A 10699-nucleotide genomic window follows, 5' to 3' on the forward strand; every position below is an offset into this window, starting at 1 on the left:
GGGCGGGGGCGGGCGGGCCGCGAACGAACCTTCGTTCTGTGGGCGGGGTTGGCAGGCGGAGGTCCGATGCGGGCTGGTGTGGGGCCGATGCGGAACGAACCTTCGTTTTCGCCGGCCCCGCCCTGGCCCTCGACCCCGACCCCGGCCCTCGCCCGCCCGCCCTCCCTTTACGCGAACGAACCTTCGTTCAGGCGCTCCTCGCCGGGATACCGCACCCCGATGCCGTCCCGGATCGCGTCCAGGGTGCGCATCACGGCGAGGGTGCCGTCGAGGGGGACGAGCGGGGACTCGGTCTCGCCGGCGCGCAGGGCCCGCATGACCTCGGCCGCCTCGTGCCGGAGGCTGTTGCGGGGGCCGTCGGCCGGGTCGGCGGTGAAGGTCTGCGGGTCGCGGCCGTCGCGGTGCAGGACGAACTGCTCCGGGAAGAAGAACCCGGACGGGATGTCGATGCGGCCCTCGGAACCGGTCACCGAGGCGGACGTGCCCGTGCCGCCCACGATGGAGCAGTGCACCGAAGCGATGGCACCGCTCTCCCACGAGAGCAGTGCTCCGGTCTGGAGATCGACGCCCTCCTCGGAGAGCACCGCTCTCCCCGTGACGTCCGACGGCTCCCCGAGCAGCAGCTGCGCGAACGACACCGGGTACACACCGAGGTCGAGCAGCGCGCCCCCGCCCTGTGCCGGATCCCGCAGCCGGTGCGAGGACGGGAAGGGCCCGGCGAGCCCGAAGTCGGCCTGAACGGTCCGTACTTCACCGATCACGCCGTCCCGCACCATCTCGGCCAGCCGCCGCACCAGCGGATTGCAGTACATCCACATGGCCTCCATCAGGAACCGCCCGCGCTCCCGCGCCAGCGCGACCAGTTCCTCCGCCTCCCGCACGTTCAGCGTGAACGCCTTCTCGCACAGCACGTTCCGCCCCGCCTCCAGACACATCCCGGCGGCGACCCGGTGCGCCGCGTGCGGAGTGGCGACGTACACCACGTCCACGTCGGTGTCCTCGGCGAGCGCGCGCCAGTCGCCGTACGCCCTCGGTATCCCGAACCGTTCCGCGAAGGTCTTCGCCGAGGCCTCGCTCCGCGAGGCCACCGCCACGACCTCGGCGTCCGGCAGGTCGACGAGGTCGGCCGTGAAGGCCGCGGCGATCCCTCCGGTCGCCAGGATCCCCCACCGCACACGTCCGTCGTTCGACATCGCCACCCCTGTCCTCGGCCCCGGGGCGGGATTGTGACCCCGCCCACGTCGTACGAGCTGAGAGCATAGGTGGCGGACCGAACGGAGAGGGAGGGGCACATGCCCGAGGGGCACATACCGGGCTCGGCGGCGGCCGAGCCGAACACGACGGCGGGGCAGTACGCGAAGCCGGGCCCTGCGGCGGAACAGCGGCCTTCGCAACCGTCGCAGTCACAGCCTTCGAAGGCACCGCCGACGCAGCCACAGCCGTCGAAGTCACAGCAGCCGAAGCCACGGCAGTCACAGTCACAGCCGTCGAGGCCGCGGTCGGCGAAGCCACAGTCGTCGAAGACGGACCCCACCGCCCTCCGCCGTACCGGTCTCCTCGTCACCCTGATCCTCGGCGGCCTCACCGCCACCCCGCCCCTCGCGATGGACATGTACCTCCCGGCCCTGCCGGAGGTCACCGACTCCCTCCACGCCCCCGCCACCACGGTCCAGCTCACCCTCACGGCCTGCCTCGCCGGCATGGCACTCGGCCAGCTCCTGATCGGCCCGATGAGCGACCGCTTCGGCCGCCGCCGCCCGCTGCTCCTCGGCCTCGCCGTCTACATCGTCGCCACCGCGCTCTGCGCCCTCGCCCCCACCATCGAGACCCTCATCGCCTTCCGCCTGGTGCAGGGCCTCGCCGGCTCGGCCGGGATCGTGATCGCCCGAGCCGTGGTCCGCGACCTGTACGACGGCGACGCGATGGCCCGCTTCTTCTCGACCCTGATGCTGATCTCCGGGGTGGCCCCGATCATCGCGCCGCTGATCGGCGGCCAGATCCTCCGGGTCACGGACTGGCGGGGCGTCTTCGTCGTCCTCACCGTCATCGGCATCGCGCTGCTCGCGGTCGTCTGGGCGAAGCTCCCCGAGACGCTCGCCCCCGCCGAACGCCACAGCGGCGGCATCGGCGAGACCCTGAGCGCCATGCGCGGTCTGCTCACCGACCGGGTCTTCATGGGCTACACGCTCGCCGGCGGCTTCGCCTTCGCCGCCCTCTTCGCGTACATCAGCGCCTCCCCGTTCGTGATCCAGGAGATCTACGGCGCCTCCCCGCAGACGTTCAGCCTGTTGTTCGGTGTCAACTCCGTCGGCCTCGTCGTCGTCGGCCAGATCAACGGAAAGATCCTGGTCGGCCGGGTGAGCCTGGACAAGGTGTTCGCGGTGGGCCTCACCGTCGTCGCGCTGGCGGCGACCGCGCTGCTGCTGATGTCCCTGGGTGTCTTCGGCGAGGTCGGCCTCACCCCGGTGGCGGCGGCCCTCTTCGTCCTGATGTCGGCGATGGGTGTCACCCTCCCCAACACCCAGGCCCTCGCCCTGATGCGGGTGCGCCACGCGGCGGGTTCCGCGTCGGCCCTGCTGGGTACCTCGTCCTTCCTGATCGGCGCGATAGCGTCCCCCCTGGTCGGCGTCGCGGGCGAGGACACCGCCGTGCCCATGGCCGTCGTCCAACTGGCCGCGACACTGGTGGCCGCGACGTGCTTCGTGGCACTGTGCCGTCCTTGGAACAGGCGTACGACGGTGGAGGGAGCGGAAAGCTGAGCGTGCCGAGGCTGCGCACGGACACCCCGGAACGGGCCGGACTCGACCCCGAGGAACTGCGCCATCTCGTACGGGACGTGCGCGCGTTGACGGAAGGGGACCGCCCCCGGGCCCCCGCCGCCGTCGTCCTCGCGGGCCGCGGCCCCGTCATCGCCGTCGAGGAGGCGGCGGGCTGGGCGGTCCGCTACGAGGCCTACGACGAACGCGCCGACAGGGGACAAGAACTCCCGCCGGACGCCCGCGTGTCGGCGACCCCCCGGACCCCCTTCGACCTGGCCTCCCTCACCAAGCTGTTCACCGCGGTGGCGGCGATCCAGCAGCTGGAACGCGGCACCCTCGGCATCGACGCGAAGGTGGCGGCGTACCTCCCCGACTTCACGGGCGCCGCCGAACACGACCTCACCGTCCGCCACCTCCTCACCCACACCTCCGGGTTACGCCCCGAACTGCCGCTGTACGGCTGCCCGTCCCCGGCCGCCCGTCTGGCGATGCTCCGCTCGGAGGCCCCGATGTCGCCCCCCGGCACGGCCCACCTCTACTCCGACCTGAATCTCCTACTCCTCCAACACGTCCTGGAACGGCTGACCGGCCGGACCCTCGACGTCCTGATCCGCGACGGCATCACCCATCCGCTGGGCATGGTGTCGACGGCGTTCGGCCCCTGCCCGGCCGCCGCGGCGACGGAGGACCAGCGCCGTCCCTGGGCGAAGGCGGACCGGGGCATGGTCCGCGGCCGCGTCCACGACGAGAACGCCTGGTCCCTCGGCGGTGTGGCCGGCCACGCGGGCCTCTTCTCGACGGCCCGGGACCTGGCGATCTTCTGCCGCACCCTGCTCGCGGGCGGTTCCTACGGCCCCGCGCGCATCCTCGGCCCCGATTTCGTCGAGCTGATGCTCACCCCGCCGGGACTCGGCTTCGCCCTCGACCAGTCCTGGTTCATGGGCGAGTTGGCGGGCCGGGGTGCGGCCGGACACACCGGGTTCACGGGCACGTCCCTGGTCCTGGACCAGGCGACGGACACCTTCCTCGTCCTCCTCACCAACGCGGTCCATCCCCGCCGCCGTGAACCGATCAACGCCGCACGCGCGGCGGCGGGGACCCGGGTGGCGCGCGCGGTGCGGGGAAGGTGAGCAGGCGTGGGCGGGGTGACGGCGCGGGGGAGTGGGGCCGGTCCTCCCGACCGTGGCCGCCGGCGCTCCAGGTGCTCGCCGAGAGGGTGACGACGGCCCTCTAGAATCGCTTCGTGAACGCCCCCGCCCCCGCCTCCTGCGCCGACACCCTCCGCACCGCCCTCGCCGGGCTTCTGGACGGTCTTCCGCCGAAGTCGGCCACGCAGGCGGTGGAGCGGCTGATCGCGAACTACCGGGGGCGGACGCCGACGGATGCGCCGGTGCTGAGGGACCGGTCGGACGTGGTGGCGTACGCGGCGTACCGGATGCCGGCGACGTTCGAGGCGGTGTGCTCGGCGCTGGAGGCGTTCGCGGTGACGGTGCCCGGCTGGGTGCCCGGCAGCCATGTGGATGTCGGCGGGGGTACGGGCGCGGCCACATGGGCGGTGAACGCGACCTGGGAGGGCGGCCGGCCGGTGAGGGTGCTCGACTGGGCGGAGCCGGCGCTGACGCTCGGGCGGGAGATCGCCGCGGCCAACCCGGAGCTGAAGGCCGCCGAGTGGCAGCGCTCTCGTATCGGATCGGCGCTCACCATCGAGAGCACTGATCTCGTCACCGTCTCCTACGTCCTCGGTGAGCTGACCGCAGCCGACCGTGCGGCCGTGGTCGAGGCCGCCGCGACCGCCGCCCAGGCCGTCGTGATCATCGAACCCGGCACCCCCGACGGGTACACCCGCGTCATCGAGGCCCGGGACCGTCTCCTCGCCGCCGGGTTCCGCATCGCCGCGCCCTGCCCGCACAGCGCCGCCTGTCCCATCGTCCCCGGCGAGGACTGGTGCCACTTCGCCGCCCGCGTCAGCCGGTCCTCCCTGCACCGTCAGGTCAAGGGCGGCTCCCTGCCGTACGAGGACGAGAAGTTCAGCTACGTCGCCGCCACCCGCTTCCCCCCGGCCCCGGCCTCCTCCCGCGTCGTCCGCAAGCCCCAGATCCGCAAGGGCCAGGTCCTCCTGGACCTCTGCGAAACGGAGACGGTCACCGGCTCCGGGACCGGGACCGAAGCTGTTCCCGCCCTCAGCCGGACGACCGTCACCAAGCGCCACGGCCTCCTCTACCGGGCGGCCCGCGACACGGAGTGGGGCGACGCCTGGCCGCCCGCCGCCGACGGCGGCACCGACTGACTCCCTGCCCCGACCTCGCGCCCGCACCGCCAAACCGCTTGCGACACCTGCACCCCTTCTGGCTATGTAGTCGATCATGTCGACGACGCCGCGCCTGGAACAGATAACCCCCGCCAACCTCGAAGCAGCACTCGCCGTAAGCATCCGCCCCGACCAGGAGCACCTGGTGGAGACGGTCGCGCAGTCGCTGGCCGAGGCGTACGTCCACCCCGGTGTCGCCTGGCCCCGGCTGATCCGGGACGGCGACCGGGCCGTCGGCTTCCTGATGGCCTTCCTCGACATCGACTGGAAGGGCGACGGCTCGGGCACCGACATCCGTTCCGGGCTCTGGCGTCTCAACATCGCCGCCGACGAACAGGGGCGGGGGTACGGCCGTTTCGCCGTCGAGTCGGTGGCCGCCGAGATCCGCAGCCGCGGCGGCAGCAAGCTGTACGTCACCTGGCACCCCGGCCCCGACGGCCCTGAGGCCTTCTACCTCGGCCTCGGCTTCCGTACGACGGGGGAGACCAGCGGGCACCAGACGGTGGCGGTGCTGGAGCTGGGCGGATGACGACCGCCCCGTGCCGCCGCTGAGCCGACCCAGCAGGTCTCATCTCCTGGTGGCCCGGCTCAGCCCCTGTGGTTCACGAGGACTCGCCGGTCGTACCCTCCGTTCCCGTCTCCGCTTCCTGGCGTTTCTCCTGGAGCTTGCGCAGCAGCTCCCGCTTCTGGGCCTGGGGGTCGAGGCCGCCGCCGACACGGCCGTTCGCGGGTCCGCCGCGCAGGGCCTCGCGGCCCAGGTTCCGGCGGGAACCGCCCACTCCCAGCATGTTTCCTGCTCCACCTCGGGTCATGACAGTCTCCCTCGCTGTGACGATACGGTTCGTCTCGCCTACGTTCACCACCATCAGGCGAGACGTATCGTCTTGTCAACCTGGTAAATTCAGGGCATGGCCAAAAAGACCGCCCCTGATTCCGCCCGGCGCAGCGAGAAGTCGCGCCGTGCCATCTACGACGCCGCCCTCGCCCTCGTCGGTGAGGTCGGGTACCAGAAGACGACCATCGAGGGCATCGCGGCCCGCGCCGGCGTCGGGAAGCAGACGATCTACCGGTGGTGGTCCTCGAAGGCGGAGGTGCTGCTGGAGGCGTTCCTCGATCTGCAGGAACAGGCCGCCGAGCAGGCTGCGGGGCCGGACCGGGAGCGGGAGTACGCCATCCCGGACACCGGCGACCTCGTGGCCGACCTCAAGAACGTCCTGCGGGCCACCGTGGACGAACTCCTCGATCCGAAGTTCGAAGTCCCCTCCCGCGCCCTCGCCGCCGCCGGGGTCGTCGACGAGAAGCTCACGGAGGAGTTCGTGGCCCGGCTCCTCGAACCCCAACTCCAGCTCTATGTGCAGCGGTTGGAGTCCGCGCAGGGTGCGGGGCAGATCAGGCCCGACCTCGACCCGCGCATCGCCCTCGAACTCTTCATCTCCCCCCTCGCCCAGCGCTGGCTCCAGAGGACCGGACCCATCTCCCACGACTACACGGACACACTCGTCGACTACGCCCTGTACGGCCTCGCGCCCCGCTGACCCCGGTCAACCCGCCGCCCGGGTGTGATCAATCCGACCAGGTGCCGACCGAGTGGGCCGCCGGGCGGGAGGTAAATACCGTCAAAGCATGCAATAGCCCACCATCCCTGTCCGCACCCCGGCATCGCCCCACCTACCCCGGATGTGGGCTCCGGCCGCCCGCGGCGCAGGATGGTGGGACGATGAAGCATGCTGTCCGCACCACAGCGAGGCGAGGCGATAGATGAGCGCGACGTTCGGCGGCAGGAGCGGTCGGCAGGGCAGGTTCTCCGAGTGGCTGCGCGCCCGGCGCAGCAGCCGCCCGCTCGACGGGGCCGCCGACGAAGCGGGCCGTGAGGAACTGCTGCTCGCCGCCGCCGCTGCCGGACTCCCGCTCGCGCCCGCCGCGTATCCCTCGGGCTACCGGTGTTCCTGTGACCGTGTGGGCTGTCCCACCCCCGCCCGGCACCCGGTGTCGTTCGCCTGGCAGACGCAGTCCACCACCGACCGCGCCCAGATCGAGCGTTGGGCACGGCACCAGCCGCAGGCCAACTTCATCACCTCGACCGGCATGGTCCACGACGTGCTGGACGTGCCGTTCGCCGCCGGGAGCGAGGCCCTGGAGCGGCTGCTCGCCGCCGGGATCGAGGTGGGGCCGGTCGCGGAGTTCGAGTCCGAGTCCGGTGAGGGACGGCTCCTCTTCTTCACCCTCACCCGGGGCACGCCCGAGGACGAGGACGAGTGGTGGCCCTGCGAGCTGGACTGCCACCCGGAGACCATGGACGAGCACCCGGGCCTGCGCTGGCACTGCCGCGGGTCCTACGTCCTCGTACCGCCGGCCCGGCTCCCCGGCGACCTCACCGTCCACTGGGTACGCGGCCCCGAGCACCCGCTGCCGGACCCGCTGACCCTGCTGGAGATCCTCACCGACGCCTGCTCCCGCCATGTGGGGGAGCAGTCGGACCACACGAACGCGGCCTGGCCCTCCAGAGGCTGACACCCCCGGGCCGTCGGCCGCCCTGCGTCACTCGCCCTTGGCCCCCGTGAGCCCGCCCACCTGGCTCAGGAACCTCACCTGCTGGTCCGACTCCGTCTTCGCCGGATCGAGGACCACCTGGTTGTTCACGAACTCCAGGGTCAGGGACTGCTTCGGCTCGCCCGTCATCAGCGCCCTGACGGCCGCGTCGCTGACCGGGATGTTCACGCCCTGCGCGGCGGTCTGCTTCTGGTACTGGCGGGTGGTGAAGAAGACCAGCGCCCCGCCGTCCGTGGTGCGCAGGCCGACCGGCGCGTAGTCGCCGTTGGTGAGGGCCTCGTCGACGTACTGGCGTGCCAGCCCCGGCTTCGCCGCGTTCCGCTGGCGCTCGGAACGCTCCTCGGAGGTGTACGGCCCGTCCGCGAAGAGGGCGCTGTCCTCCTTCAGATACGTGACGTACTTGTCGGGCAACTCCGCGGGTGTGACGGAGAGTTCGGGATCATTGGGCGTGACCACCTGGGCGTAGCCGTTCTCGTCCTTCTTGAACTCGGGCATGTCGGCGGCGGCCACGACCGTGAGGAAGGACACCTCCCACAGATCGGTCAGCCCGTCCCGGGTGAAGACGAACAGCCAACGGTCCTTCGAGTCGCCCTTGTTGGCGGCCGCGTCGGCCATGAACCAGCGTGGCCAGGCCGCCTTCTCCGGGATCGTGTACGTGACGTCGGTCAGCTTCAGCGCCACATGGTTCGGGTTGCCGCCCGGGTTGAGCTTCGCGCCCGAGCGGAGCTTGCCGCCGTCGATGTCGGCGAGCGCGCCGGTGACCCGGGAGGCGTCCTGGGACTGGTCGTACGCCTTGTCCGCCTTGTTGTACGCGGTGGTGAAGTCCTTCAGCGCCCGCGCCGCCTCGCCCTGGGTCGTCGTGGGGACGACCTCCAGGTCGCCGCGGACCACCACGCACCCGCTCGCCGTCAACGACAGCGCGGTCACCGCCGTGGTCACCAGCGCGCCGCGGCCGTACGACCGAAGCCCGCTGTACCGGCCGAGGCTGCTGTACCGACTGAGTCCGATGTACCGGCTGAGTCCGAGGAACCTCCCGCCTGTACGAACCGGACGAACCTCACGAAGCCTTCGTGGGCTCAGAACCCCGAGAACCCTGCTCATCAGGAATCTTCACCTTCCCCTTCCCGGAGGCGAACCCTACCGGGGCCAGGAACAGCGCGAGCGTCGGGATCAGATACAGGAGCCAGACCGTGACTTGGAGGACCGTCGGGTCCGGCTGGAAGTTGAGGACGCCCTTCAGCAGAGTGCCGTACCAGCTGTCCGGCGGGATCGTCCCCGTGATGTCGAACGCCCTGTCCCTCAGGCCGGGCAGGAAATCGGCCTCCTGGAGGTCGTGGAAGCCGTACGCGAGGACGCCGGCGGCGACCACGACGAGCATGCCGCCGGTCCAGGTGAAGAACCTGGCCAGGTTGATGCGCAGCGCGCCCCGGTAGAACAGCCAGCCGAGCACGACCGCCGTCGCCAGGCCCAGCAGGGCGCCGATCAGCGGGGCCTCGGCGCCGTCGCCGGACGCCCGCACCGACGTCCACACGAACAGCGAGGTCTCCAGGCCCTCCCGGCCCACCGCGAGGAACGCGGTCGCCACCAGCGCTCCCGTGCCCATCCGCAGCGCCGCGTCGAGCCTGCCGTGCAGGTCGGCCTTCAGATGGCGGGCCGTGCGCCGCATCCAGAAGACCATCCAGGTCACCAGAACCACCGCGATGATCGACAGGGAGCCGCCGAGCGCCTCCTGCGCCTTGAACGTCAGCGCCTGGGAGCCGAATTCGAGGACGCAGCCGAAGGCGAGCGCCAGCCCGACGGCGACACCGATGCCGATCCAGACGGGCTTGAGCGCGTCCCGGCGGTCCGTCTTCACCAGATAGGCGATGAGGATGCAGACGACGAGACTGGCCTCCAGACCCTCCCGCAGACCGATCAGATAGTTGGCGAACACCGGCTCAGCCCTCCGTCGTCGATGGCGCCGACGCGGAGAACAGCGCCCGGCCCCACCAGTCGTCGGCGTCCCGGACACCGGGCGGGACCGCGAACACCGCCGAACCCACGTGCTGGATGTACTCGTTCAGCGCGTCCGTGGCCAGGTTGCGCTGGACCGGGATGAACCCCGTGCGCACATCGCGCTGGTAGGCGAGGAAGAACAGGCCCGCGTCCAGGCGGCCGAGCCCGTCCGTACCGTCGGTGAAGGAGTAGCCGCGGCGCAGGAGCGTAGCCCCGTGGTTGGAGTCGGGGTGCGCGAGCCGTACGTGCGCGTCCGGCAGCATCGCCTTCAGGAACGGCTCGTCGCGCTCCTTCGCCTTGCCGACCGGGGCGCCCTCGCCCTTGTCACGGCCGAAGATGTCCTCCTGCTCCTGCAGCGAGGTCCGGTCCCAGGGCTCGATGTGCATCCGGATGCGGCGGGCGACGAGGTACGAGCCGCCGGTCATCCACGCCGCGTTCTCGTCGACGTCCTTCTCGCCCACCCACACGAACTTCTTCAGCCGGTCCGTCTCGGTGCCCGCGATGTTGCGGGTGCCGTCCTTGAACCCCATGAGGTTGCGCGGGGTCTGCGCCTCTGGTGTGGTCGACGAGGTCTTGCCGAACCCGAGCTGGGACCAGCGGACCGACACCTTGCCGAAGCCGATGCGGGCGAGGTTGCGGATGGCGTGCACCGCGACCTGGGGGTCGTCCGCGCAGGCCTGGACGCACAGGTCGCCGCCGCTGCGGGCCCGGTCCAGGTTGTCACCGGCGAACTGCGGCAGGTCCACCAGCGCCTCGGGCCGCTGCCCCGCCAGGTCGAACCTGTCGAACAGCGACGGCCCGAAGCCGATCGTCAGCGTCAGCCGGGACGGCTTCAGCCCCAGCGCCTCCCCGGTGTCGTCCGGCGGGGCCTCGGCCAGACCGCCGTACGCGCCGTCGCCGACCGCCTTCCCGGCGGTCATCCGGCGCGCGGCGGCCGTCCAGTCCTTCAGCATCGCCACGAACTCGGCGCGGTCGTCCGTCTCCACGTCGAACGCGGCGAAGTGCAGCCGGTCCTGCACGGGCGTGGCGATACCGGCCTGGTGGGTGCCGTGGAAGGCGACGGCCGCCCCGGCCGCGGGGGCCGCGT

General features: G+C 71.5%; 11 protein-coding genes. 6 read left to right on the top strand and 5 right to left on the bottom strand.

Annotated elements, in window-relative coordinates:
* Window positions 1-167: 167 nt before the first annotated feature.
* Window positions 168-1193 carry a Gfo/Idh/MocA family protein gene (locus tag AWZ10_RS19685; protein WP_060891703.1) on the bottom strand — a complete coding sequence of 342 codons (1026 nt, stop codon included), beginning with the start codon at window positions 1191-1193 and terminating at the stop codon, window positions 168-170.
* A gap of 99 nt (window positions 1194-1292) precedes the next feature.
* On the opposite strand from AWZ10_RS19685, the gene AWZ10_RS19690 reads away from it, so the two are divergent.
* The 4 genes from AWZ10_RS19690 to AWZ10_RS19705 all read left to right on the top strand — a co-directional run bounded on the left by AWZ10_RS19690 (window position 1293) and on the right by AWZ10_RS19705 (window position 5596).
* Window positions 1293-2759 (top strand): Bcr/CflA family efflux MFS transporter, encoded by a 1467-nt coding sequence (locus tag AWZ10_RS19690; RefSeq protein ID WP_060891704.1) that lies wholly within the window; start codon window positions 1293-1295, stop codon window positions 2757-2759.
* Window positions 2711-3889, top strand: coding sequence for a serine hydrolase domain-containing protein (locus tag AWZ10_RS19695; protein ID WP_060891705.1), 1179 nt, complete (start codon window positions 2711-2713; stop codon window positions 3887-3889). The genes AWZ10_RS19690 and AWZ10_RS19695 overlap by 49 nt, the downstream gene beginning before the upstream one ends.
* 113 nt (window positions 3890-4002) lie before the next feature.
* Window positions 4003-5046 carry a small ribosomal subunit Rsm22 family protein gene (locus tag AWZ10_RS19700; protein WP_046706073.1) on the top strand — a complete coding sequence of 348 codons (1044 nt, stop codon included), beginning with the start codon at window positions 4003-4005 and terminating at the stop codon, window positions 5044-5046.
* Window positions 5047-5122: 76 nt separating this feature from the next.
* The gene (locus AWZ10_RS19705) at window positions 5123-5596 is read left to right on the top strand and encodes a GNAT family N-acetyltransferase (RefSeq protein ID WP_046706074.1); all 474 of its coding nucleotides are present in this window, start codon (window positions 5123-5125) and stop codon (window positions 5594-5596) included.
* Window positions 5597-5669: 73 nt separating this feature from the next.
* Here the strand turns inward: AWZ10_RS19705 and AWZ10_RS19710 are convergent, their stop codons facing one another.
* On the bottom strand, window positions 5670-5879 hold the full coding sequence (locus AWZ10_RS19710; protein ID WP_173531552.1) for a DUF6243 family protein: 210 nt from the start codon (window positions 5877-5879) through the stop codon (window positions 5670-5672).
* A 96-nt stretch (window positions 5880-5975) separates the two neighbouring features.
* Here AWZ10_RS19710 and AWZ10_RS19715 point away from each other — a divergent pair, with 96 nt between their 5' ends.
* Window positions 5976-6602 (top strand): TetR/AcrR family transcriptional regulator, encoded by a 627-nt coding sequence (locus AWZ10_RS19715; RefSeq protein ID WP_060891706.1) that lies wholly within the window; start codon window positions 5976-5978, stop codon window positions 6600-6602.
* 223 nt (window positions 6603-6825) lie between these two features.
* A complete protein-coding gene (locus AWZ10_RS19720; RefSeq protein WP_046706077.1) occupies window positions 6826-7578 on the top strand; it encodes a bifunctional DNA primase/polymerase in 753 nt (250 codons plus the stop codon).
* 27 nt (window positions 7579-7605) lie between these two features.
* On the opposite strand, the gene AWZ10_RS19725 is transcribed toward AWZ10_RS19720, so the two are convergent.
* From AWZ10_RS19725 to efeB, 3 genes are all read right to left on the bottom strand, one after another.
* Window positions 7606-8718: an SCO2278 family lipoprotein gene (locus AWZ10_RS19725; RefSeq protein ID WP_060891707.1), complete on the bottom strand. Its 1113-nt coding sequence runs from the start codon at window positions 8716-8718 to the stop codon at window positions 7606-7608.
* Window positions 8675-9550, bottom strand: a complete 876-nt coding sequence (gene efeU, locus AWZ10_RS19730) for an iron uptake transporter permease EfeU (RefSeq protein WP_060891708.1) — start codon at window positions 9548-9550, stop codon at window positions 8675-8677. Before efeU ends, AWZ10_RS19725 begins: the two co-directional genes overlap by 44 nt.
* Window positions 9551-9554: 4 nt before the next feature.
* Window positions 9555-10699, bottom strand: a 1145-nt coding sequence (gene efeB / locus AWZ10_RS19735) for an iron uptake transporter deferrochelatase/peroxidase subunit (RefSeq protein ID WP_060891709.1), incomplete at its 5' end; no start/stop codon positions are given.

This window comes from Streptomyces europaeiscabiei, assembly GCF_001550375.1.
Taxonomy (GTDB): Bacteria; Actinomycetota; Actinomycetes; order Streptomycetales; family Streptomycetaceae; genus Streptomyces; species Streptomyces europaeiscabiei.

Coding starts and splice junctions, on each gene's coding strand:
- AWZ10_RS19685 (WP_060891703.1), bottom strand. CDS start 1,193: ATGTCGAACGACGGACGTGTGCGGTGGGGGATCCTGGCGACCGGAGGG.
- AWZ10_RS19690 (WP_060891704.1), top strand. CDS start 1,293: ATGCCCGAGGGGCACATACCGGGCTCGGCGGCGGCCGAGCCGAACACG.
- AWZ10_RS19705 (WP_046706074.1), top strand. CDS start 5,123: ATGTCGACGACGCCGCGCCTGGAACAGATAACCCCCGCCAACCTCGAA.
- AWZ10_RS19710 (WP_173531552.1), bottom strand. CDS start 5,879: ATGACCCGAGGTGGAGCAGGAAACATGCTGGGAGTGGGCGGTTCCCGC.
- AWZ10_RS19715 (WP_060891706.1), top strand. CDS start 5,976: ATGGCCAAAAAGACCGCCCCTGATTCCGCCCGGCGCAGCGAGAAGTCG.
- AWZ10_RS19720 (WP_046706077.1), top strand. CDS start 6,826: ATGAGCGCGACGTTCGGCGGCAGGAGCGGTCGGCAGGGCAGGTTCTCC.
- AWZ10_RS19725 (WP_060891707.1), bottom strand. CDS start 8,718: ATGAGCAGGGTTCTCGGGGTTCTGAGCCCACGAAGGCTTCGTGAGGTT.